Origin of the sequence: Limnospira fusiformis SAG 85.79 (genome assembly GCF_012516315.1) — a bacterium.
Taxonomy (GTDB): domain Bacteria; phylum Cyanobacteriota; class Cyanobacteriia; order Cyanobacteriales; family Microcoleaceae; genus Limnospira; species Limnospira fusiformis.
The window spans coordinates 5,356,667-5,379,909 of the sequence record NZ_CP051185.1 but is presented as its reverse complement, the minus strand read 5'-3'; the positions used below and the strand labels follow the sequence as shown (position 1 = coordinate 5,379,909).

Annotated in this window: 20 protein-coding genes; 15 read left to right on the top strand and 5 right to left on the bottom strand. The window is 43.8% G+C overall.

The genetic code is table 11. The features are described 5' to 3' along the window. The first annotated feature begins 69 nt into the window (after positions 1-69). The 8 genes from HFV01_RS25135 (at position 70) to HFV01_RS25100 (ending at position 7,951) form a co-directional block, all read left to right on the top strand. A complete protein-coding gene (locus HFV01_RS25135; RefSeq protein ID WP_193520486.1) occupies positions 70-957 on the top strand; it encodes a Uma2 family endonuclease in 888 nt (295 codons plus the stop codon). 152 nt (positions 958-1,109) lie between these two features. Continuing rightward, complete coding sequence (locus HFV01_RS25130; protein WP_193520485.1) at positions 1,110-1,976, top strand: Uma2 family endonuclease; 867 nt, start codon at positions 1,110-1,112, stop codon at positions 1,974-1,976. A 149-nt stretch (positions 1,977-2,125) separates the two neighbouring features. Then, positions 2,126-2,932 carry a Uma2 family endonuclease gene (locus HFV01_RS25125; protein ID WP_193520484.1) on the top strand — a complete coding sequence of 269 codons (807 nt, stop codon included), beginning with the start codon at positions 2,126-2,128 and terminating at the stop codon, positions 2,930-2,932. 149 nt (positions 2,933-3,081) lie between these two features. After that, positions 3,082-3,906, top strand: a complete 825-nt coding sequence (locus tag HFV01_RS25120; protein ID WP_108615101.1) for a Uma2 family endonuclease — start codon at positions 3,082-3,084, stop codon at positions 3,904-3,906. A 131-nt stretch (positions 3,907-4,037) separates the two neighbouring features. Then, positions 4,038-4,451 (top strand): HEPN domain-containing protein, encoded by a 414-nt coding sequence (locus HFV01_RS25115; RefSeq protein WP_008056518.1) that lies wholly within the window; start codon positions 4,038-4,040, stop codon positions 4,449-4,451. After that, positions 4,448-7,072: a P-loop ATPase, Sll1717 family gene (locus tag HFV01_RS25110; protein WP_046321169.1), complete on the top strand. Its 2,625-nt coding sequence runs from the start codon at positions 4,448-4,450 to the stop codon at positions 7,070-7,072. Before HFV01_RS25115 ends, HFV01_RS25110 begins: the two co-directional genes overlap by 4 nt. A gap of 81 nt (positions 7,073-7,153) precedes the next feature. After that, the gene (locus tag HFV01_RS32220) at positions 7,154-7,354 is read left to right on the top strand and encodes a hypothetical protein (RefSeq protein ID WP_046321168.1); all 201 of its coding nucleotides are present in this window, start codon (positions 7,154-7,156) and stop codon (positions 7,352-7,354) included. 36 nt (positions 7,355-7,390) lie between these two features. After that, on the top strand, positions 7,391-7,951 hold the full coding sequence (locus HFV01_RS25100; RefSeq protein WP_046321167.1) for a Uma2 family endonuclease: 561 nt from the start codon (positions 7,391-7,393) through the stop codon (positions 7,949-7,951). A 60-nt stretch (positions 7,952-8,011) separates the two neighbouring features. Here the strand turns inward: HFV01_RS25100 and psbA (HFV01_RS25095) are convergent, their stop codons facing one another. Next, a complete protein-coding gene (psbA, locus tag HFV01_RS25095; protein WP_006621986.1) occupies positions 8,012-9,091 on the bottom strand; it encodes a photosystem II q(b) protein in 1,080 nt (359 codons plus the stop codon). Positions 9,092-9,354: 263 nt separating this feature from the next. On the opposite strand from psbA (HFV01_RS25095), the gene HFV01_RS25090 reads away from it, so the two are divergent. Further along, positions 9,355-10,284: a Uma2 family endonuclease gene (locus HFV01_RS25090; RefSeq protein ID WP_108615100.1), complete on the top strand. Its 930-nt coding sequence runs from the start codon at positions 9,355-9,357 to the stop codon at positions 10,282-10,284. A 152-nt stretch (positions 10,285-10,436) separates the two neighbouring features. Continuing rightward, positions 10,437-11,261 carry a Uma2 family endonuclease gene (locus HFV01_RS25085; protein ID WP_048894886.1) on the top strand — a complete coding sequence of 275 codons (825 nt, stop codon included), beginning with the start codon at positions 10,437-10,439 and terminating at the stop codon, positions 11,259-11,261. Positions 11,262-11,336: 75 nt separating this feature from the next. On the opposite strand, the gene HFV01_RS25080 is transcribed toward HFV01_RS25085, so the two are convergent. Continuing rightward, complete coding sequence (locus HFV01_RS25080) at positions 11,337-11,501, bottom strand: UPF0175 family protein (RefSeq protein WP_072053749.1); 165 nt, start codon at positions 11,499-11,501, stop codon at positions 11,337-11,339. Between the two features lie 185 nt (positions 11,502-11,686). Then, positions 11,687-13,051, bottom strand: coding sequence for a hypothetical protein (locus HFV01_RS25075; protein ID WP_046321160.1), 1,365 nt, complete (start codon positions 13,049-13,051; stop codon positions 11,687-11,689). A 638-nt stretch (positions 13,052-13,689) separates the two neighbouring features. Here HFV01_RS25075 and HFV01_RS32215 point away from each other — a divergent pair. Both HFV01_RS32215 and HFV01_RS25065 read left to right on the top strand, forming a co-directional pair. Further along, positions 13,690-15,099 (top strand): helix-turn-helix domain-containing protein, encoded by a 1,410-nt coding sequence (locus HFV01_RS32215; RefSeq protein ID WP_193520483.1) that lies wholly within the window; start codon positions 13,690-13,692, stop codon positions 15,097-15,099. Between the two features lie 36 nt (positions 15,100-15,135). Further along, the gene (locus tag HFV01_RS25065) at positions 15,136-15,696 is read left to right on the top strand and encodes a Uma2 family endonuclease (protein ID WP_187758255.1); all 561 of its coding nucleotides are present in this window, start codon (positions 15,136-15,138) and stop codon (positions 15,694-15,696) included. Positions 15,697-15,756: 60 nt separating this feature from the next. Here the strand turns inward: HFV01_RS25065 and psbA (HFV01_RS25060) are convergent, their stop codons facing one another. Next, complete coding sequence (gene psbA, locus HFV01_RS25060) at positions 15,757-16,836, bottom strand: photosystem II q(b) protein (protein ID WP_006621986.1); 1,080 nt, start codon at positions 16,834-16,836, stop codon at positions 15,757-15,759. Positions 16,837-17,165: 329 nt separating this feature from the next. On the opposite strand from psbA (HFV01_RS25060), the gene HFV01_RS25055 reads away from it, so the two are divergent. Next, a complete protein-coding gene (locus HFV01_RS25055; RefSeq protein WP_193520482.1) occupies positions 17,166-17,318 on the top strand; it encodes a hypothetical protein in 153 nt (50 codons plus the stop codon). Positions 17,319-17,410: 92 nt separating this feature from the next. After that, positions 17,411-19,585, top strand: a complete 2,175-nt coding sequence (locus HFV01_RS25050) for a transporter substrate-binding domain-containing diguanylate cyclase (protein ID WP_008056644.1) — start codon at positions 17,411-17,413, stop codon at positions 19,583-19,585. 142 nt (positions 19,586-19,727) lie between these two features. Here HFV01_RS25050 and HFV01_RS25045 read toward each other — a convergent pair whose 3' ends face one another. Next, positions 19,728-20,441, bottom strand: a complete 714-nt coding sequence (locus HFV01_RS25045; protein ID WP_006668914.1) for a Crp/Fnr family transcriptional regulator — start codon at positions 20,439-20,441, stop codon at positions 19,728-19,730. A 436-nt stretch (positions 20,442-20,877) separates the two neighbouring features. Between HFV01_RS25045 and HFV01_RS25040 the strand changes: the two genes are divergently transcribed. Continuing rightward, a complete protein-coding gene (locus HFV01_RS25040) occupies positions 20,878-23,184 on the top strand; it encodes a nitric-oxide reductase large subunit (RefSeq protein WP_006621983.1) in 2,307 nt (768 codons plus the stop codon). Positions 23,185-23,243: the final 59 nt, after the last annotated feature.

The following is a 23,243-nucleotide window of genomic DNA, read 5'->3' as shown; positions in this document are numbered from 1 at the left end:
CCCCAAATCGGGAAAGTTGGGGATATAATCATCAGCAACTGAGAAATACGAGAGACGGGGGAACCGAAAATGTCAGTTGAACTCACTGCCAATACTAGCCCCGAAACTGCTACCGAAACGGAATGGGAACCCCCCATGCCGCCAACAGATTTGATTTTTGATGATGGAGAGCCTTTGGAAAGTAACCGTCACCGCATTGCTATGAACGTCCTGATTAGGTCATTGCAACAGGCTTGGAGCGAGCGCCATGATTTCTATACAGGCGGGAATATGTTTATTTACTATAGCAGCGAACAAGCTAGGAACCGAGATTTTCGCGGGCCAGATTTTTTTGCGGTGTTAGATGTAGATGGCACTAAAGAACGACAGGGTTGGGTAGTATGGCAGGAAGGGGGTCGCTACCCAGATGTCATTGTGGAGCTAATGTCTCCCAGTACCGCCAGAGTAGATAAAGGAAAGAAAAAGGAGCTGTATCAGCGGACTTTTCGGACACCAGATTACTTTGTATTTGACCCGTTTGAAGCCAACGCCTTTCAAGGATGGCATTTGCAGAGTTCGGGAGGTTATCAGCTTTTAGAGGCGAATGAGCGAGGTTGGCTGTGGTGTGAGACCTTGGGCTTTTGGCTAGGAACCTGGTCAGGAACTATAGACCGTGAGGAAGCAATTTGGCTGCGGTTTTATGATACGGAAGGTAATTTGGTGTTGTTACCGGAAGAGGCAGAACGCCTTCATGCTGAACAAGCTCAACAATTCGCGGAACAATCTCAACAGCTTGCTGAGGCCGAACGCCAAAAAGCCGAACAAGCTCAACAGCTTGCTGAGGCCGAACGCCAAAAAGCCGAACAAGCTCAACAGCTTGCTGAGGCAGAACGCCAAAAGGCTGAGGCCGAACGCCAGAGGGCAGAACGTCTGGCGCAACGGTTGCGCGCGCTGGGTTTAGATCCAGAGGAACTATAAAAGAGGCGATCGCACAACAACATCTACTTTCTAGGTAATTTACCCAACGCCTTCCCAGTGGGAGAATGTCTGTGGGAGCCAGTCCCCAAATCGGGAAAGTTGGGGATATAATCATCAGCAACTGAGAAATACGAGAGACGGGGGAACCGAAAATGTCAGTTGAACTCACTGCCAATACTAGCCCCGAAACTGCTACCGAAACGGAATGGGAACCCCCCATGCCGCCAACAGATTTGATTTTTGATGATGGAGAGCCTTTGGAAAGTAACCGTCACCGCATTGCTATGAACGTCCTGATTAGGTCATTGCAACAGGCTTGGAGCGAGCGCCATGATTTCTATACAGGCGGGAATATGTTTATTTACTATAGCAGCGAACAAGCTAGGAACCGAGATTTTCGCGGGCCAGATTTTTTTGCGGTGTTAGATGTAGATGGCACCAAAGAACGACAGGGTTGGGTAGTATGGCAGGAAGGGGGTCGCTACCCAGATGTCATTGTGGAGTTGATGTCTCCCAGTACCGCCAGAGTAGATAAAGGAAAGAAAAAGGAGCTGTATCAGCAGATATTCCGAACCCCAGATTACTTTGTATTTGACCCGTTTGAAGCCAACGCCTTTCAAGGATGGCATTTGCAGAGTTCGGGAGGTTATCAGCTTTTAGAGCCGAATGAGCGGGGTTGGCTTTGGTGTGAAAGTTTAGGCTTTTGGCTGGGAACCTGGTCAGGAACTATAGACCGTGAGGAGGCAATTTGGCTGCGGTTTTATGATACGGAAGGTAATTTGGTGTTGTTACCGGAAGAGGCAGAACGCCTTCATGCTGAACAAGCTCAACAATTCGCGGAACAATCTCAACAGCTTGCTGAGGCTGAACGCCAAAAAGCCGAACAAGCTCAACAGCTTGCTGAGACAGAACGCCAAAAAGCCGAAGCCGCCGAACAACGAGCCGAATCCGCCGAACAACGGGCAGAACTTCTGGCGCAAAGGTTGCGCGCGCTCGGTTTAGATCCAGAGGAACTATAAAAGAGGCGATCGCACAACATCCACTTTCTAGGTAATTTACCCAACGCCTTCCCAGTGGGAGAATGTCTGTGGGAGCCAGTCCCCAAATCGGGAAAGTTGGGGATATAATCATCAGCAACTGAGAAATACGAGAGACGGGGGAACCGAAAATGTCAGTTGAACTCACTGCCAATACTAGCCCCGAAACTGCTACCGAAACGGAATGGGAACCCCCCATGCCGCCAACAGATTTGATTTTTGATGATGGAGAGCCTTTGGAAAGTAACCGTCACCGCATTGCTATGAACGTCCTGATTAGGTCATTGCAACAGGCTTGGAGCGAGCGCCATGATTTCTATACAGGCGGGAATATGTTTATTTACTATAGCAGCGAACAAGCTAGGAACCGAGATTTTGCTTGGGCGATTGTTTTTTTTGCGGTGTTAGATGTAGATAGCACTAAAGAACGACAGGGTTGGGTAGTATGGCAGGAAGGGGGTCGCTACCCAGATGTCATTGTGGAGTTGATGTCTCCCAGTACCGCCAGAGTAGATAAAGGAAAGAAAAAGGAGCTGTATCAGCAGATATTCCGAACCCCAGATTACTTTGTATTTGACCCGTTTGAAGCCAACGCCTTTCAAGGATGGCATTTGCAGAGTTCGGGAGGTTATCAGCTTTTAGAGCCGAATGAGCGGGGTTGGCTTTGGTGTGAAAGTTTAGGCTTTTGGCTGGGAACCTGGTCAGGAACTATAGACCGTGAGGAGGCAATTTGGCTGCGGTTTTATGATACGGAAGGTAATTTGGTGTTGTTACCGGAAGAGGCAGAACGCCAAAAAGCCGAACAAGCTCAACAGCTTGCTGAGACAGAACGCCAAAAAGCCGAAGCCGCCGAACAACGAGCCGAAGAAGCCGAACAACGGGCAGAACTTCTGGCGCAAAGGTTGCGCGCGCTCGGTTTAGATCCAGAGGAACTATAAAAGAGGCGATCGCACAACATCCACTTTCTAGGTAATTTACCCAACGCCTTCCCAGTGGGAGAATGTCTGTGGGAGCCAGTCCCAAAATCGGGAAAGTTGGGGATATAATCATCAGCAACTGAGAAATACGAGAGACGGGGGAACCGAAAATGTCAGTTGAACTCACTGCCAATACTAGCCCCGAAACTGCTACCGAAACGGACTGGGAACCCCCCATGCCGCCAACAGATTTGATTTTTGATGATGGAGAGCCTTTGGAAAGTAACCGTCACCGCATTGCTATGAACGTCCTGATTAGGTCATTGCAACAGGCTTGGAGCGAGCGCCATGATTTCTATACAGGCGGGAATATGTTTATTTACTATAGCAGCGAACAAGCTAGGAACCGAGATTTTCGCGGGCCAGATTTTTTTGCGGTGTTAGATGTAGATGGCACCAAAGAACGACAGGGTTGGGTAGTATGGCAGGAAGGGGGTCGCTACCCAGATGTCATTGTGGAGTTGATGTCTCCCAGTACCGCCAGAGTAGATAAAGGAAAGAAAAAGGAGCTGTATCAGCGGACTTTTCGGACACCAGATTACTTTGTATTTGACCCGTTTGAAGCCAACGCCTTTCAAGGATGGCATTTGCATAGTTCGGGAGGTTATCAGCTTTTAGAGGCGAATGAGCGGGGTTGGCTTTGGTGTGAAAGTTTAGGCTTTTGGCTAGGAACCTGGTCAGGAACTATAGACCGTGAGGAGGCAATTTGGCTGCGGTTTTATGATACGGAAGGTAATTTGGTGTTGTTACCGGAAGAGGCCGAACGCCAAAAAGCCGAACAAGCTCAACAGCTTGCTGAGGCAGAACGCCAAAAAGCCGAACAAGCTCAACAGCTTGCTGAGGCAGAACGCCAAAAGGCTGAGGCCGAACGCCAGAGGGCAGAACGTCTGGCGGAAAGGTTGCGCGCGCTGGGTTTAGATCCAGAGGAACTATAAAAGAAGCGATCGCACAACATCTACTTTAAATATTTATAGACATAGTTCCCCCTTGAGCAGCAACCATGCCAGGAATTACTGAGGTCAGGAAATGTTATAACAAGTAGAGCGTTAGCATTAATGGCTCAACTATGCCCCCAAGTAAACCACAGGATTGGATTAACCTCGCTAATGAACGCGCTGCCGATGCGGACGAGATTAGCAAGACTCGAAAGACTTCAGTCGCTTCTGTTTATTTAGCGGGATACGCCATTGAATGCAGTTTAAAAGCACTTTTACAGGAGCGAGGGACAGGTTTTCCAAAACATGGTCAACAGGGGCATAATTTGCGAGAATTATGGGAATCTGCCAACTTTCGCCTCTCTGATCTTTCTGATCCTACCGGAGCAAAAACGTTTTATCTGGAAAAATGGAACACCTCACTACGATATGAAGTCACTTGTGATAGTCTTCTGAGCCATCAAGAATTAGTAGAGAAAGCTAAACAGTTAACAGGTTGGATACAAACTCAAATGCGTCGTACTCGACCTAGGAGGCCTAGATGAATTATTCAGAAATTAAAGATAAAATTGAACAAAATATGTCGGCGGCTCATGTAAAGATTGAGGATTTACGCATTCAACAGGATCAATATATGGGGTGGCGTATTGTAGTTATTTCTTCAGATTTTGCCGGAAAAGCTCAATCAGAACGACAAAAAATAGTCCTAGATGGACTAGAATCCCTCACCATTCAATGGTTAGATTTACTCACCCCTCAAGAACAAAAATGGGCAGGTTCTCTTCCCCTCGATGCCCCCCTAGACTTGCCTCTATGGCCAGAAGCATTAGCACGCCGCAGTCATCCTGAAACTGTCATGTTTGCCTCAGATTTAGAAGACGATTTAGAACGTCCCATTATTGCCACATTTTACTCTCTCAGAGGGGGAGTCGGTCGTTCCACCGCCCTAGCTTATACAGCACGAATTCTAGCTAATCATGGACGAACCGTCTTGTGTGTTGATATGGATTTAGAAGCCCCTGGATTAGCAGCTTTGTTCGGCAAGGAAAATGAAATTCAGCCAGAACAAGGTTTAATTTTCTCACTGCTTAGTTTAGACCAAGGCGAACATCCTGATCTACAGAATCAGATTATTCGTATTTCGGAAACAGAGGAACTTTATTGCCTGCCCGCAGGTTTACCCAATGCCAATTATGCCAGATTATTAAATTTTATTGATCCAGAGGCTTGGTATCGAGAAGACCGGAATCCTCTGCGGGACTTAATTAAGATTTTAAGCACAGAACTTTCTTTTAAACCCGATGTTATTTTATTAGATGCCAGAACCGGAATAACTCCCCTCAATGGTCCGTTGCTCTTTGACTTAGCCGATTTAGCAATTATTGTTTTCTTTCCTCACCCTCAAACTCAAATCGGAACGGGGGCGCTAGTTCAAGCTTTACTCGCTTCCCGTAACCGTAGAACTGACCCTAAACTCACGCCTGACCCTAGATTTATTGTTTCTCCGGTCCCTGCCAGTCAAGCTCCAGAAGTGATTGAACGGTATCATCATCGTTCCCTTGATTGGATTAACAATTGGTTAAAAAGCCTCAGTGATCAAAGATTAGGTCTTGAGCCAATTATGGAATCAGAAATAACTCATTTTATTCCCTATCGAGAAACCATTGCTACATCGGATAAAATTTTAGAAACTCCAGAATATTGGCGTGATTTTGAGCCAGTGGCAGAGTGGATAGAGGGCTTGCTTCCCATGGCTAGTGAGCAGCCGTTACCTGTAAATTTATCCCAAGATAAAGCCAAAATTTTGCAAGAGTTAGAATTCTCAGCCAGTAGTGCAGAATATCAAAGCAATTTGCTAGAAACCTTTGTGGAGACGGATTTAGTTGAACGTGCGATGCAGCCTAATATTCCGCTTGTTTTAGGGCGAAAAGGCACAGGGAAGACTGCAATTTTTCGTCGTCTGTTAGAAGATGATCAACAGCATTCAATTGTGATTCTTGCGCCAAATCCTCTCAAAAATAATCGTCTTTGGGTTTTTACGGCTGAATCTTCTAAAGTGATTGATCAGCAGTTGAAAAAGTATCAAAAAAGTTGGCGTGAATTTTGGCTTATTCAAATGTGCCTTGCCTGTTATTTGTCTTGGGAAGGGGAAAAACCTCAACCGAATGAAGATTTAGGTGATCTTCTATCCACTCCATTAAATACTGAACTTGACTTAAGTAACTGGATTGAAAGTTTCTTACAAAAACCAAAATGTGGTATCTTGATGAAAGATTGGCTGATGCGGTTTGATCGGGCTGCTTCAGACAGAACTTTTTTATTAATTGATGGGTTAGATACAGGTTTTGGCAGTGGGAAACCAGAGCAAGCACTCAGAACAAAATCTATTGCTGATTTGCTTTCCTTAATCAATGATTTAGAACATGATTTGACTCACTTTAAGTTTAAAGTCATGTTACGGGAAGATATTTGGCGCAGATTGCAGTTTGAGAATAAAAGCCATTTTTTCGGTCGTTCAGTCACGCTCCAATGGTCAGAATCTGTAGACTTCTTTAAGGTAATTGTCAAAACAGCTTTACAGGCAAATACGTTTAAAACTTTAGTACAATCCATTCAAGGACAACAGGGCCAAGGGCGTTTTTTATTCCACGGTGATGATTCAAATTTAACGGAGCAACAAGTCTGGAATATTTGGAATGTGCTAGTGGGTGAACGAATGCGGGGAGGAAAATCAGCCTTTACTCGGAATTGGGTTTGGAAACGGATTGCCGATGGCAGTAATAATCATAGTCCCCGTGCGCTGTTACAACTGTTTAAGCAAGGGCAAGAGTGGGAAATGCGAGAAAATGAAAAGAATTTATATGGGAAAACTGTGATTCGACCTAAAGCTTTAATTGCTTCCCTAGAAGAGGTGTCAAAACAGACGTTAGATGCTTTAATTAACGAAGAGTTTCCTGATTTAACCAACTTAGTTGACCAGTTAAGAAAAATCGGACGATCTCCTTTTAAAGCCAGTGAAGTCGAGAATCTTAAAGATGAATTAAATTTGGCAAGGGAAGTTGGTTTACTGTCAATTTATGAGGGGACAAATGATGAAGTTGAACGCTACAAAGTACCGGATTTATATTTATCAGGCATTGGGATGACGAGGAAAGGTCAAGCGTAATCAATGACCTATTTAATACCAGTTCTGGATTAACCAATTTTAGAATCTCAGTTAGAACGATTATCCCAATTAGAACAACAGGTGATTTCTGGTTTCCGAGACCATCAAGCGATCGCCCTTTCTGAACAACCCACTAATCCTGAATTATCCCCATCTGAATTATGGTCAGCCATCCAATCTTTAGTTAGACGGGGGTTGCTAGAAAAAATATCAGAGGGAGAGCGAGGAATGTTTCAACTGCATCCGATTTGGCAACAGTATCTTAAATTTAAGCTAAGTTAGAATAGTTGAAAGAGAAAAACTAGGAGAATCCCTAAAATGCGTTCACCTTTACCCCTCTTTACCGTTGAAGACTATATCATCGCTGAAGCCGAAAGCACCATTCGCCATGAGTATATGGGCGGTTATGTGTTTGCTATGGCGGGTGCTAGTGAAGAACACAATCTCATTGCCGTTAATCTTTGTACCTTATTACGTTCTCATCTGCGGGGGAGTTCCTGTCGGGTATTCATGTCTGATATGAAAGTCAAAGTTCAAGACGATATTTTTTATTACCCTGACTTACTCGTGACTTGTAACCCCGAAGATAATCACCGATACTTCAAAACACAACCTAACTTAATTATTGAAGTGCTGTCAGAAAGTACCGAAAGCACTGACCGACGAGAAAAATTAATGAACTACCAAACCTTAGAAACTTTGAAGGAATATGTTTTAGTCTCTCAAGATGTTATGCAAGTGGAAGTCTATCGTCAAGAAACTCCGGGGAGTTGGACAGTTGAAATCTTAGGAGAAGATAATCAGTTAACCTGGGAATCTGTGGGGCTAACTGTGACCGTGGCGCAAATTTATGAAGATGTATTGAATGTGGGTCAGTGAATTTAAGCACAAAAAAGCGCCCCCCGACTGGGAGGCGCTCTATTTAATCCAAGCTATCAATTAGCCGATTTGAGGTGCAACCAAAGCTACAGGCTCAGACTCAGCAGAAGCTAAATCTAAGGGGAAGTTGTGAGCGTTGCGCTCGTGCATTACTTCCATACCCAGGTTAGCGCGGTTGATGACATCAGCCCAGGTGTTAACTACCCGACCGCTGGAGTCCATTACGGATTGGTTGAAGTTGAAACCGTTGAGGTTAAAGGCCATGGTGGATACACCTAAAGCGGTGAACCAGATGCCGATTACCGGCCAAGCACCCAAGAAGAAGTGCAGGGAACGGCTGTTGTTGAAAGAAGCATATTGGAAGATCAGGCGACCGAAGTAACCGTGAGCTGCCACAATGTTGTAGGTTTCTTCTTCTTGACCGAATTTGTAACCGTAGTTTTGAGATTCGATTTCGGTGGTTTCACGCACCAAGGAAGAAGTTACCAAAGAACCGTGCATCGCGGAGAACAAAGCACCACCGAATACACCAGCAACTCCCAACATATGGAAGGGGTGCATCAGGATATTGTGTTCTGCTTGGAATACCAACATGAAGTTGAAGGTTCCAGAGATACCCAGAGGCATACCGTCGGAGAAAGAACCTTGTCCGATGGGGTAGATCAAGAATACTGCACTAGCAGCGGCAACGGGTGCGCTGTAAGCTACGCAGATCCAAGGACGCATTCCCAAGCGGTAGGATAGTTCCCACTCACGACCCATGTAGCAAAATACACCGATCAAGAAGTGGAAAATTACCAACTGGTAAGGGCCACCGTTGTAGAGCCACTCATCCAAGCTGGCTGCTTCCCAAATGGGATAGAAGTGCAGACCGATCGCATTGGAGGAAGGAACAACCGCACCAGAGATGATGTTGTTGCCGTACAACAGAGAACCAGCTACGGGTTCGCGGATACCGTCAATGTCCACGGGGGGAGCAGCGATAAAAGCGATGATGTAGCAGATGGTAGCAGTTAGTAGGGTAGGGATCATCAGAACACCGAACCAGCCTACATAAAGGCGGTTGTTGGTGGATGTTACCCAGCTACAAAAGCGTTCCCAAGCGTTGGCGCTCTCGCGCTGCTGAATGGTAGTAGTCATGTTGGATATGATTGCTATATTGAGTTTTCGAGGTACTTATCCGGCAGTTGTTTTTCTACCGTGTCTATAATATGACACACTCTGTTAAGGTTTGTAAAGGGGTTGAGCCACATTTATTTTAATAGCTGTCATAAGTAGGGCTTATCATCAATTCAACCATAATCGAGTCGAACCCTGAGAGAGCCTGTGGTTCCAGGCGACTATCGGCGGCTTGGGATATAATCATCAGCAACTGAGAAACACGAGAGACGGGGGAACCGCAAATGTCAGTTGAACTCACTGCCAATACTAGCCCCGAAACTGCTACCGAAACGGAATGGGAACCCCCCATGCCGCCAACAGATTTGATTTTTGATGATGGAGAGCCTTTGGAAAGTAACCGTCACCGCATTGCTATGAACGTCCTGATCAGGTCATTGCAACAGGCTTGGAGTGCGCGCCATGATTTCTATACAGGCGGGAATATGTTTATTTACTATAGCAGCGAACAAGCTAGGAACCGAGATTTTCGTGGCCCTGATTTCTTTGCTGTGTTGGATGTAGATGGCACTAAAGAACGACAGGGTTGGGTAGTATGGCAGGAAGGGGGTCGCTACCCAGATGTCATTGTGGAGCTAATGTCTCCCAGTACCGCCAGAATAGATAAAGGAAAGAAAAAGGAGCTGTATCAGCAGACTTTTCGGACACCAGATTACTTTGTATTTGACCCGTTTGAAGCCAACGCCTTTCAAGGATGGCATTTGCAGAGTTCGGGAGGTTATCAGCTTTTAGAGCCGAATGAGCGAGGTTGGCTGTGGTGTGAAAGTTTAGGCTTTTGGCTGGGAACTTGGTCGGGAACTATAGACCGTGAGGAGGCAATTTGGCTGCGGTTTTATGATACCGAAGGTAATTTGGTGTTGTTACCGGAAGAAGCCGAACGCCAAAAAGCCGAAGCCGAACGCCAAAAAGCCGAAGCCGAACGCCAAAAAGCCGAAGCCGAACGCCAAAAAGCCGAAGCCGAACGCCAAAAAGCCGAACAATCTCAACAGCTTGCTGAGGCAGAACGCCAGAAAGCCCAACAAGCTCAACAGCTTGCTGAGGCAGAACGCCAGAAAGCCCAACAAGCTCAACAGCTTGCTGAGGCAGAACGCCAAAAAGCCGAACGTCTTGCTGAACGGTTGCGCGCGCTCGGTTTAGATCCAGAGGAACTATAAAAGAAGCGATCGCACAACAACATCCACTTTCTAGGTAATTTACCCAACGCCTTCCCAGTGGGAGAATGTCTGTGGGAGCCAGTCCCCAAATCGGGAAAGTTGGGGATATAATCATCAGCAACTGAGAAATACGAGAGACGGGGGAACCGAAAATGTCAGTTGAACTCACTGCCAATACTAGCCCCGAAACTGCTACCGAAACGGACTGGGAACCCCCCATGCCGCCAACAGATTTGATTTTTGATGATGGAGAGCCTTTGGAAAGTAACCGTCACCGCATTGCTATGAACGTCCTGATTAGGTCATTGCAACAGGCTTGGAGCGAGCGCCATGATTTCTATACAGGCGGGAATATGTTTATTTACTATAGCAGCGAACAAGCTAGGAACCGAGATTTTCGCGGGCCAGATTTCTTTGCGGTGTTAGATGTAGATGGCACCAAAGAACGACAGGGTTGGGTAGTATGGCAGGAAGGGGGTCGCTACCCAGATGTCATTGTGGAGCTAATGTCTCCCAGTACCGCCAGAGTAGATAAAGGAAAGAAAAAGGAGCTCTATCAGCAGATATTCCGAACCCCAGATTACTTTGTATTTGACCCGTTTGAAGCCAACGCCTTTCAAGGATGGCATTTGCATAGTTCGGGAGGTTATCAGCTTTTAGAGGCGAATGAGCGAGGTTGGCTGTGGTGTGAGACCTTGGGCTTTTGGCTGGGAACTTGGTCGGGAACTATAGACCGTGAGGAGGCAATTTGGCTGCGGTTTTATGATACGGAAGGTAATTTGGTGTTGTTACCGGAAGAGGCCGAACGCCAAAAAGCCGAACAAGCTCAACAGCTTGCTGAGGCCGAACGCCAAAAAGCCGAACAAGCTCAACAGCTTGCTGAGGCCGAACGCCAAAAGGCTGAGGCCGAACGCCAGAGGGCAGAACGTCTGGCGGAAAGGTTGCGCGCGCTGGGTTTAGATCCAGAGGAACTATAAAAGAAGCGATCGCACAACATCTACTTTAAATATTTATAGACATAGTTCCCCCTTGAGCAGCAACCATGCTAGGAATTACTCACGCTCAAGTTCCCTTTGTAGGTGATTAAAGTCGATCGCAAATATATCTACTTTTTCGCGGGTTAAAGCCTTCAGCAAGTCGCGACGATTTAAACCAGCTATTTGCGCGGCTTTGTCGTGAGGAATTTTACTTTTTTGATACCAATAGATAGCTGCCAAATCTGGAACCGGCAAACCTGAAATGGGAGAAACTCCTCTGGAGGCGACAAACACAGAAACCCGGTTTCTTGTCTGTGGTGAGCGATCGCCCTAACTTGATCATCGAATAAAGAAAGCGATCGGTTTGTACATCTTCCCCATACCAGGATACGGCATTGGTGACAAATACAGTCACGCCATCCGCGTTAGAGACTATTTTTTATTTTTTTCTCTAATTCATTCACCGCCGACATCACACCAAATTTAGGATTCTTTAAAAGAGTATTTTCGAGTTGATCTAGAGATTTAACTAAATCGCAACGCAAACGCTGCTTATTTTGTTCAACTCCATTACGATAATCCCAATAATCGAAGGCAAGCAATCCAAAACCGACGAGAGGATCGATCATCGCGGCCAATTGACTAGAAATCACAGTGGCGGCCGCTTTACTACCCATTTTAGCTGCTAAATTTCCTAAAAGTTTAGTGGTTGCCATGCCACCAATAACTACTACTGGCAATGATTCCTCTCCTTGTTCATTTTCTAATCTGGCTTTGATTTCCTTTAAATTTTGATGCCACTCTGATTCAGCATTTTGATCATCCTTGTTGTCTATGTCAAAATCTTTTAGTTGACGCGATAGTAGTTTTAGATACAATTCAGTAGTATCAAGCACAATTGTCTTAAATTCACTTTCGACAGATTCTGGACTAACAACGCGCCGATAAAATTCTCTTTGAAGATTATCATTTACGCTATTTTTAATTTGTTCGTTAACTCTATACTGATTGAATCCATTGATAATATTTTGGCCTGCAAATTGAAAAAGAGTGTTAATTTCTTGTTTTTTCTGATTAAAGTAACTAAAATACCAGTTCAGAAAATCTGTATCTATGCGGTTAATTAATTCATCTTTCCATTTATCTAATTCCTGTTTGGCATATTCTTGAGCCTCTTTATAGGCTGTCTGACAAGCTTGATCAAAAGCTTTTTGGTCCTCTGAACCCACAAATGCTACCATATTTGGCATGATTTCCAGTGAGGGAGGAGGATTTAATTCAGCAGCTAAAGCTTGAGCCATAATCAAACGTCCCAGTAATGGGATTAACACCAGTAAAATCACCGTAGTCCAAATAATGAAACTAACTATCTTAATCGCTTTGACGACGTGGGATGTTTGTTTTAAGTCAACCAGACTGAAATCGCGATCGCCCAAAAACTGACTTAATTTTTTATTCAGCTTTTTGGCAACGATCTGCCGTCCTGAAGGAACACCACTGGGCAGATAAATTAAATGGTTATTTTCGTCCAAAAATACGAGGGCTAAAAAAGTGCCTTCGGGATGTTTTTGGCGAACGATCGCTGCTTGTGTTAGATTGGGATTATTGGGGCGATCGCTTTTTAAATAACTCACTACCTTATCAAAGCTGATTTCCTCTAATATTTCAGGGTTTTCAGGAAGAGATGGTAAGGACTTCTTGAACTCCCAAACTATCCGCACCATATCCTCATCGGTAATTTTCGGGGTTTTTTGAGATATTTTTGGAGCAAAAAAGTTAAGTAATGCCATGATTTTTATTGATTACTATACAACTAAAATTTCGATTTTTGTGATGGGATATTAATGGTTGTTCTTTCCATAAATTTTTATTGTTTTTTGAAAGTTATTGGTAAAATTAAAATCTTGCTCCGATTATGATATAATCAGCATAAAAATCGGGGCAAAATTTTAATTGACGGCTAAACCCTTAGATTCAAGGGATTAAACTATTCGTTCCAACATCTTTTTTGACCATCAACGTATCGGCAAACCAACTTCTCAACAATTAAATGTTTTTGAATTTGATCGTACTGTGAATTTGACGTATATCCCTGACTGATATCAACATTATGTATTGGGTTAAAAGACGTACTAGCCCATACAGGGACAACACTGCTGAAAAACAACACAACCATTAATATTGATGCCGAAAAAAATGCCATTAGCTTTTGCATAGTTTCTCTCCAAGTCTAGTTGATGAAAAGATTTTTTTGATTGTATAAGATAATTCTGGATGTTACAACCCCTAAAAAGTACGGTAAAGTCAGGAGTTTTGTAAAGTTTTTTATCAATTTATCTATACCCTATTTGCTAAGGTACGGAAAAGTACGAAAAAGTATGATAAATTAAGAAAAGCTGAAACCAAGACTTCAACCCCAAAGAAATCTATGACTACTGAAGAACTGATACAGTGGGCAGATGACATTATATTTGCCAAAACAGAGAAACACCTTGATTCTGTGCAAACCGCTATCCTAGAAGGCGCTTGGCAAGGGTTCAAATATGAGGATATTGCTAAAAAGTGCCATCGCAGTAAGTCTCATATTAAAAATATTGCTGGGGAATTATGGCAGACTCTATCGGCAATATTGGGAGAAGAGATTCATAAGGCGAATTCTCGCTCTGTTTTAGAACGAAAAGCCGTATCTAACATTTACAATTATGGTAAATCTTTGGAGATAGTTGGTAGTTATATTAATAGTTCGATTAATATCTGTGGAGAAAGCAGGCAATACGAAGAAAATCCGAAACAGCGATCGCCCTCTTCTCCTGACTCTTCTCCTAACTCTTCTCCTGACTCTTCCCCCACCCAAAATCCCTCACCCATTATTGACTTAATCGATGCACCAGACCTCACGGAATTTGACAACCGCACCACCGAATTAAATACCCTCAAACAGTGGATATTACAAGACCGGAGGCGCTTAATTACCATCTATGGATTAAGTGGCATTGGCAAAAGCGTACTAACCAGGCAACTCATCGAACAAATTCAGCCGGAATTTGACTATATTTTTTGGAAAAGTCTCACAGAAACTCCCACCTTTTCCTCCCTGAAAAACCAACTGCAACAATTTTTTGACCAGTCACAAAATCCCCCATTTCCTACAATAATTGATTATTTCCGTCACTGCCGTTGCTTAGTCATATTGGATGACCTACACAATCTTTTTAAAAGCGGTGCATTGGCGGGGGAATACTTGACAGACTTTAAAGAATACCGGACAATTTTTCGGAAAATTGCCAAAAACCATCATCAAAGTTGCGTGATTCTCCTCAGTTGGGAAAAACCTAGAGCCATTGCTACCTTAGAAGCCGAAAAACACTCCACTTGCACGTTACACCTGAAAGGATTATCAGCCGATGCTGAGGAAATTTTGCGATCGCACCAATTAACCGACTCCGACAAATGGCCGGAATTAATCAACCTCTATCAAGGACATCCTACCTGGTTAAATATCATCGCCTCAACCATAGTCGAACTATTTGATGGTAGCGTTTCCCTATTTTTAAGCCACAGCGAGGACATCTTTTTAGGTGACTTAGAACCAATTTTAGAATCTCAGTTAGAACGATTATCCCAATTAGAACAACAGGTGATTTCTGGTTTCCGAGAAAATCAAGCGATCGCCCTTTCTGAACAACCCACTAATCCTGAATTATCCCCATCTGAATTATGGTCAGCCATCCAATCTTTAGTTAGACGGGGGTTGCCAGAAAAAATATCAGAGGGAGAGCGAGGAATGTTTCAACTGCATCCGATTTGGCAACAGTATCTTAAATTTAAGCTAAGTTAGAATAGTTGAAAGAGAAAAACTAGGAGAATCCCTAAAATGCGTTCACCTTTACCCCTCTTTACCGTTGAAGACTATATCATCGCTGAAGCCGAAAGCACCATTCGCCATGAGTATATGGGCGGTTATGTGTTTGCTATGGCGGGTGCTAGTGAAGAACACAATCTCATTGCCGTTAATCTTTGTACCTTATTACGTTCTCATCTGCGGGGGAGTTCCTGTCGGGTATTCATGTCTGATATGAAAGTCAAAGTTCAAGACGATATTTTTTATTACCCTGACTTACTCGTGACTTGTAACCCCGAAGATAATCACCGATACTTCAAAACACAACCTAACTTAATTATTGAAGTGCTGTCAGAAAGTACCGAAAGCACTGACCGACGAGAAAAATTAATGAACTACCAAACCTTAGAAACTTTGAAGGAATATGTTTTAGTCTCTCAAGATGTTATGCAAGTGGAAGTCTATCGTCAAGAAACTCCGGGGAGTTGGACAGTTGAAATCTTAGGAGAAGATAATCAGTTAACCTGGGAATCTGTGGGGCTAACTATGACCGTGGCGCAAATTTATGAAGATGTATTGAATGTGGGTCAGTGAATTTAAGCACGAAAAAGCGCCCCCCGACTGGGAGGCGCTCTATTTCATCTAAGCTATAAATTAGCCGATTTGAGGTGCAACCAAAGCTACAGGCTCAGACTCAGCAGAAGCTAAATCTAAGGGGAAGTTGTGAGCGTTGCGCTCGTGCATTACTTCCATACCCAGGTTAGCGCGGTTGATGACATCAGCCCAGGTGTTAACTACCCGACCGCTGGAGTCCATTACGGACTGGTTGAAGTTGAAACCGTTGAGGTTAAAGGCCATGGTGGATACACCTAAAGCGGTGAACCAGATGCCGATTACCGGCCAAGCACCCAAGAAGAAGTGCAGGGAACGGCTGTTGTTGAAAGAAGCATATTGGAAGATCAGGCGACCGAAGTAACCGTGAGCTGCCACAATGTTGTAGGTTTCTTCTTCTTGACCGAATTTGTAACCGTAGTTTTGAGATTCGATTTCGGTGGTTTCACGCACCAAGGAAGAAGTTACCAAAGAACCGTGCATCGCGGAGAACAAAGCACCACCGAATACACCAGCAACTCCCAACATATGGAAGGGGTGCATCAGGATATTGTGTTCTGCTTGGAATACCAACATGAAGTTGAAGGTTCCAGAGATACCCAGAGGCATACCGTCGGAGAAAGAACCTTGTCCGATGGGGTAGATCAAGAATACTGCACTAGCAGCGGCAACGGGTGCGCTGTAAGCTACGCAGATCCAAGGACGCATTCCCAAGCGGTAGGATAGTTCCCACTCACGACCCATGTAGCAAAATACACCGATCAAGAAGTGGAAAATTACCAACTGGTAAGGGCCACCGTTGTAGAGCCACTCATCCAAGCTGGCTGCTTCCCAAATGGGATAGAAGTGCAGACCGATCGCATTGGAAGAAGGAACAACCGCACCAGAGATGATGTTGTTGCCGTACAACAGAGAACCAGCTACGGGTTCGCGGATACCGTCAATGTCCACGGGAGGAGCAGCGATAAAAGCGATGATGTAGCAGATGGTAGCAGTTAGTAGGGTAGGGATCATCAGAACACCGAACCAGCCTACATAAAGGCGGTTGTTGGTGGATGTTACCCAGCTACAGAACCGTTCCCAAGCGTTGGCGCTCTCGCGCTGCTGAATGGTAGTAGTCATGTTGGATACGATTGCTATATTGAATTTTCGAGGTACTTATCCGGCAGTTGTTTTTCTACCGTGTCTATAATATGACACACTCTATGAGGGTTTGTAAAGGGGTTGAGCCACATTTATTTTAATGGCTGTCATAACTAGGACTTATCATTAATTTAACCATAAGGAGTCAAACCCTGAGAATGCCTGTGGTATCAGGCGGCTATGGGCGGCTTGGGATATAATCATCATCAGCAACTGAGAAACACGAGAGACGGGGGAAGCGCAAATGTCAGTAACTCACTGCCAATACTTGCTCGAAAACGGGGAAGGAGACGGACTGGGAACCCCCCATGCCACCCACTGATTTCCAGTTACAGCCGAGAAGTCGCACTAAACATTACCCTCACTCTCAATCCCTCTCCCACCTGCGGAGAGGGACTTTCAAGGGGTATTGCATGATTACTGAAAGGGCTGTAAAAGACGATCGCACTAGAGAAAATTGATGGCATTGGTAATTTTACAAGCCACCAATCGTCTCAACTTCAGTAATCAAAAATGGCGGCTTATTATGGTAATGTAGCATTTATTTGGCAAAATGAAAGTGCCTTACCAATTCGATGGTCATCAATTCCTCTTATGCTTGTTAAGCCTAATCTTAACGTTACTGGTGTCTAGTAATCCGGGAGTTGCCCAACAAACGGGTGAGCGGTTAGTAGTTGAATTAACCCCAGCCGAACAAGCGTATATTCAGGCTAATCCAGTTATCCGAGTTCATGGGGAGTCGGATTGGCCGCCTTATAACTTTGTTAAGAATGGTAATCCTACAGGATTTAGCAATGAGTATATTAAGATGATCGCGGAAAAAGTGGGGCTGGAAGTTGAGTTGGTGGTGGGTCCAACTTGGTCGGAATGTATGACGATGTTGGCTCAGAAAGAAATTGATGTGGTCACTAATATGGTGATCACTCCAGATCGTCACAAATTCGCGCTCTATTCTGAGCAATATGTATTTGACTTGGTGAATTCTTTGTTAACGCGCAAAGATGGGGAAGATTATACTGAGATTAAACAGCTTAAAGGTAAAAATTTAGCGATTGTCAGAGGTTTCTTTTTCGAGGAAATATTAACCAAATACTATCCTGAGATTAACCTACTGTTGACTAACAACACATTGGATGCCATGAAGCAGGTGGAAGCGGGGAGAGCCGATGCGGCTTTAGAAAGCCATGCCACTTTTAACTATTATATTGAACGCTATTTTTTGACAGAGTTAATCAGTCGTCCTCTGATTAATCACCCTCATTTATCGAATGTACCTCAATATTTAGGCATCCGCAACGATCGCCCAATTTTGAAATCAATTTTAGACAAAGCTATGGCAGCGGTTTCGGAAGAAGACTATGCCAATCTCCTTCGCCGCTGGTATTTGGCTGCGGATACCGCCAGCTTTAATTTTACCAGAACAGAATTGGAATATTTACAAGATAAAGGTGAGATAAAAATGTGTGTTGACCCTAATTGGATGCCCCTAGATGCAATCATTGATGGGCAACATACGGGGATGAGTGCAGACTTCATGCAATTGTTGATAGACCGGATTGGCATCCCAATTACGCTGCTTAAAACTCAGACTTGGGTAGAAAGTATTGAGCAATTTAAACAGCGACAATGTGACATTCTCTCCCTAGCTGTGGCTACGCCAGATCGCCTAGAATATGCCAACTTTACGAGACCCCATCTTGAGTTACCTTTAGTGATTGCGACGCGAGAAAGGGAACCGTTTATTCCCGATATCAGGGATGTTCTTAATCACAAAATTGGCATGGTTAAAAGCTACGCTTTTGTAGAAATATTGCGGAACCAATACCCGGATATGCAAATTGTGGAGGTGGCTTCGATTGAGGATGGTTTACAGCAAGTAGAACATGGGCATTTGTTTGGCTATGTGGATGTTTTACCGACGACTTCATATACTATTCAGAAACGATTTCCTTCCCTGAAAATCGCGGGTCGATTTGATAAAATTTTGCCTTTGAGTATTGCGGTTCGTAATGATGAGCCGGAACTTCTGGCCATTTTTGAAAAAGCGATCGCTTCTATCGATGAAAAAGCCAGACAAGGCATCATCAACAATTGGATTTCTGTTCGATATGAACAAGGTGTCGATTATCGGGCTATTGGGCGATTTGTATTCATCGGGCTAGGGGTTTTAGCGATTGTTCTGTATCGCCAATATTTACTACAAACTTATAACCGCAAGCTGGAAAAAATCTCGGTTACGGATCCTTTGACAGGCTGCTTCAATCGCCTAAAAATTGAAAAATGCTTGCAGGAACAGGAGTCTCTTTTCCATCGAAACGGACAGAAATTTAGCGTGATTCTCTGTGATATCGATTACTTCAAAAAGATTAACGACACCTTTGGGCATCTCCCGGGAGATGCTGTATTAATCGAAATGGTGGCACTGTTCCATCAAAGACTGAGGAAAACAGATATTTTAGGGCGATGGGGTGGTGAAGAGTTTATCATCATCAGTCCCCAGACTGATTTATGGGGAGCGAAGGCTCTAGCTGAGGCACTACGTCAAGATTTAGCCAGTCACAAGTTTCCCACGGTTGGTTATCAAACGGCTAGTTTTGGGGTGGCTGAATTTCACAGCGGTAATTACTCCATCAGCCATCTAATCAGCCAGGTGGATGAAGCGTTGTACAAAGCCAAAGAAAGAGGTCGTAACTGTGCGATCGCCTATCAACAAAGGCAGGTCATGTAGTCAATGATCATCATCCTGGTGGGGGATGGATAAGTGGCTTTCTTTAGCAGTCGGTACAATATAGCACAGAACAGGCCATCAATAGCCAGAACCAAAATTAGTGGTTGAGCTATAAATGTATGTCACTGGTATTTAAAGGACTTTAATCAATCAATGACTGGCTGAATTCTTGTAAACCTTGATGGTTGAAAATCTGAATTTGCGAACCATTAACTGCAATTAAACCTTTTTGGCTCAATTTAGCAAATGCCCTTGATAGTGTGGCCGGAATAGTTCCTAATAAGGAGGCGAGTTCACCTTTATTTATATCGAGAGTAACCAGACGATCAGTCTCCCTACCAGAATTGATTTGTTGAAAATCGCGATTACTTAAATTTAACAAATAGGCTGCCAATCGCTGTGGGACATCTTGAAATGAGAGAGAATCAATTAAAGAGGTTAATTCTCGCAGATGTTGACAAAGACTGGTCAGTAGATTAACTGAGACAGTAGGAGATTGATGTAGTACCTTTAAAAAAAGTTCACGGGGAAAGAATACTAACTCTGTCGGTTCTAAAGCTGCCGCCGAATTCGGGAAAGGTTGACCATCTAAAGCAGGAACTTCGGCAAAGTAATCTCCGAGTTGGAAGATATGAACAATTTGCTCTTTACCATTGGCAGAAACTTTAAATACTTTAACCTTACCCATTTTCACAATGAAAAAAACTTCAGGGTTACCTTGATTAAAAACCATCTCAGATTTGGCAAAGTTTGGAATTTGAGCAATTGGTGTAAAAGGAATTACTTCTGATTCACTTAATCCAGAAAATAGCAATGTTTGAGACAACCAATTATTTAACAACAAGGGATCTATCATGAATAATTAATGATAATTTTAATCTTGAACAAAGTTGATGATATTTGCAATTATCAACATAGTTAATTTGTGAATTTAGACTAGGGAATAAGTGTGAGCATTATTTGATGAGATGATCTCAAGTATAATTGCCGAACTTTGAAGATGTTATCAATTATACCACATCTGTAGCAGAATTATACTATTTTGTGGAAATAAGTTACATGGTGTTAATTAATATATTTTATAATTATATAATTAATTAGGCATTAAAATATACTAGGACATCAACAGGAACATATAAGCCATAATACTTATTATTATCAAAAAATGGTTGAGTAATTGAGGATCACCAGCCACAATTTAAGAATTTCTACAGATGATTTTTGACTTAAGTCAAAGAAATTGATCCGGTTACCATCCTAAATTTAGCTTGACCGGAAGAAAACTTGACATCATGGCAAACCTAACATTAGATAGAGTGACGACTACAGGTGGTTCTTCCAGGCAATTTAGTCTTCCCACCTGGTTGGTGCTAATTTGCATTGTGACGTTCACTGTCCTCATCTCAGCGGGTGCAGCAATTTATAAAAATGCGCCTCCTATACCTGCAACAATTGTTTCTCCACAACAGGAGATGATTCTCAGCCAAGCTGAGATTCAACAGGGTCAAGAAACTTATTTAGCCCGTGGCGGACAGCACATTGGGAGTGTTTGGGGTCATGGGAGTTATCTGGCCCCTGACTGGACAGCAGATGTATTGCACCGTTGGGGATTAGCGACAGCGGGGGTTATTTATAACAGCAATCCTGTTTTTACCCAAGAGGATTTAGAATCGCTACCAGATATCGATCGCGCTACTTTACAAATTCAGGTAGAGAAACAATTTAAAACCAATCGATATGACCCAGAAACCAAGGCTTTAACCTTAACTGAAGCTCAAACCATTGGTTTACAAAAAGTCTTTGAAGACTATCAAACCTGGCTTTCTCAAGGGTCGGTTGTGCATTCTATTCCTAGTGGTTGGTTTACGGATAATACCCAAATCCACAACGTTACCGCATTCTTTGCTTGGACGGCTTGGGCAGCTTCAGCAAATCGTCCCAATGCGCCCTTTTCCTATACGGCGAATTTCCCCCATGATGATCTGATTGGCAACCAAGCCCCGCCTCAGTTTCTGATTTGGTCAATTGTATCAGTGATTGTGTTAATTGCAGCGATCGCCGTATTTCTGTTTATTTATCTCACCCAAGAAGACCCAGAAGAAGTCCAGGTAGTCACAGAACGTCCCAGTATTCGCCTTGCCACCCCTAGCCAAAAAGTGACCACCCTATTTTTTGGGGTCGCCATGGCTCTGTTTTTAGTGCAAATTCTCATGGGGATGGTGACAGCACACTATGCCGTAGAAGGGGATGGTTTTTATGGTGTACCGTTGCAACAGTATTTACCCTATGCAGCCTCTCGGACTTGGCACTTACAACTGGCTGTCTTTTGGATTGCCACTTGCTGGTTAGCAGCGGGACTCTATTTTGCACCCCGATTTGGCAAAAATGAACCACCAGGACAATCCTGGGGCAATGGAGCCTTACTAGGGGCTTTAACCGTGGTCGTTGTCGGTTCTCTGATTGGTGCTTGGGCGGGAGTACAAGGATTTTTAGGAGATAAAAGTTTTTGGTTTGGACACCAAGGCTACGAATATGTCGAACTCGGTCGCCTTTGGCAACTGCTACTAATTGGCGGTATGGTGTTTTGGCTGTGGTTAATGTACCGAGCCTTGAAACCAGCCTTAAAAGCAGAAGGAAGTAAAACCGGACTGAATCACTTTTTCCTATATAGTGCGATTACAATTCCCCTGTTTTATGCGTCGGGGTTAATGTACACCAACCATACCCCTTTGAGCATTGCAGAATATTGGCGTTGGTGGGTAGTTCACCTGTGGGTAGAGGGTTTTTTTGAAGTCTTTGCAACGGTTACAATCGCCTATTTATGCAGTGAACTTGGATTTCTTAAACGTTCTTCAGCCCTGCGAGCAACCTATCTGACTACCATTCTCTATCTCGGTAGTGGGGTAATTGGCACTCTACACCATCTGTATTTTTCGGGAACTCCAGTATTTATTACTGCAATGGGTGCTGTAGCTTCTGCTTTAGAGGTTGTTCCTTTAACCCTGATTGGTTTTGAAGTCGTTAAATCCATTCGACTCTCTCAAGAAGCCCAAGGATTTTATCGAGTTCCCCTCAAATTCTTGATCGGGACTTGCTTCTGGAATTTAGTAGGGGCTGGAGTATTTGGATTTTTGATTAATCCTCCCATTGTCCTCTACTACTCTCAGGGAATTAACACCACTCCCATTCATGCTCACTCGGCGTTATTTGGGGTCTATGGCTCTTTAGCCTTAGCCCTGATGCTATTTGCCTTACGGGAAATTACCCCAGATCATGCTGGGAATGAAAAACTATTTAATTTGTCATTCTGGGGCATTAATATCGGTCTGGTGATGATGATGGTATTTGGCTTAATTCCCAGTGGTTTTTATCAACTGGTGCAATCGGTCAATCATGGCACTTGGTACGCCCGCAGTGCTGAGGTGATTAATTCGTCTTGGATGCACTGGACTGTATGGCTAAGGATTCCTGGGGACATTGTTTTTAGCCTAGGTGCTTTACTAATGGTTCTGTGTGTGTTGCGTTCAATTATCGCAATTTTTCAACAACCCACCCAACCTCAACCTGATGCACCCTTAACTGCTGACTATCCTATGTAACCATGATGTATAAAAGATTGAGATTTTCCCTCAAACTTATTTTCTGATGAAGCAACGAA

Excerpts from the sequence above, each read along its gene's own strand:
- HFV01_RS25135 (WP_193520486.1), top strand. The coding sequence starts at position 70 with ATGTCAGTTGAACTCACTGCCAATACTAGCCCCGAAACTGCTACCGAA.
- HFV01_RS25130 (WP_193520485.1), top strand. The coding sequence starts at position 1,110 with ATGTCAGTTGAACTCACTGCCAATACTAGCCCCGAAACTGCTACCGAA.
- HFV01_RS25125 (WP_193520484.1), top strand. The coding sequence starts at position 2,126 with ATGTCAGTTGAACTCACTGCCAATACTAGCCCCGAAACTGCTACCGAA.
- HFV01_RS25120 (WP_108615101.1), top strand. The coding sequence starts at position 3,082 with ATGTCAGTTGAACTCACTGCCAATACTAGCCCCGAAACTGCTACCGAA.
- HFV01_RS25115 (WP_008056518.1), top strand. The coding sequence starts at position 4,038 with ATGCCCCCAAGTAAACCACAGGATTGGATTAACCTCGCTAATGAACGC.
- HFV01_RS25110 (WP_046321169.1), top strand. The coding sequence starts at position 4,448 with ATGAATTATTCAGAAATTAAAGATAAAATTGAACAAAATATGTCGGCG.
- HFV01_RS25100 (WP_046321167.1), top strand. The coding sequence starts at position 7,391 with ATGCGTTCACCTTTACCCCTCTTTACCGTTGAAGACTATATCATCGCT.
- psbA (WP_006621986.1), bottom strand. The coding sequence starts at position 9,091 with ATGACTACTACCATTCAGCAGCGCGAGAGCGCCAACGCTTGGGAACGC.
- HFV01_RS25090 (WP_108615100.1), top strand. The coding sequence starts at position 9,355 with ATGTCAGTTGAACTCACTGCCAATACTAGCCCCGAAACTGCTACCGAA.
- HFV01_RS25085 (WP_048894886.1), top strand. The coding sequence starts at position 10,437 with ATGTCAGTTGAACTCACTGCCAATACTAGCCCCGAAACTGCTACCGAA.
- HFV01_RS25075 (WP_046321160.1), bottom strand. The coding sequence starts at position 13,051 with ATGGCATTACTTAACTTTTTTGCTCCAAAAATATCTCAAAAAACCCCG.
- HFV01_RS32215 (WP_193520483.1), top strand. The coding sequence starts at position 13,690 with ATGACTACTGAAGAACTGATACAGTGGGCAGATGACATTATATTTGCC.
- HFV01_RS25065 (WP_187758255.1), top strand. The coding sequence starts at position 15,136 with ATGCGTTCACCTTTACCCCTCTTTACCGTTGAAGACTATATCATCGCT.
- psbA (WP_006621986.1), bottom strand. The coding sequence starts at position 16,836 with ATGACTACTACCATTCAGCAGCGCGAGAGCGCCAACGCTTGGGAACGG.
- HFV01_RS25055 (WP_193520482.1), top strand. The coding sequence starts at position 17,166 with ATGCCACCCACTGATTTCCAGTTACAGCCGAGAAGTCGCACTAAACAT.
- HFV01_RS25050 (WP_008056644.1), top strand. The coding sequence starts at position 17,411 with ATGAAAGTGCCTTACCAATTCGATGGTCATCAATTCCTCTTATGCTTG.
- HFV01_RS25045 (WP_006668914.1), bottom strand. The coding sequence starts at position 20,441 with ATGATAGATCCCTTGTTGTTAAATAATTGGTTGTCTCAAACATTGCTA.
- HFV01_RS25040 (WP_006621983.1), top strand. The coding sequence starts at position 20,878 with ATGGCAAACCTAACATTAGATAGAGTGACGACTACAGGTGGTTCTTCC.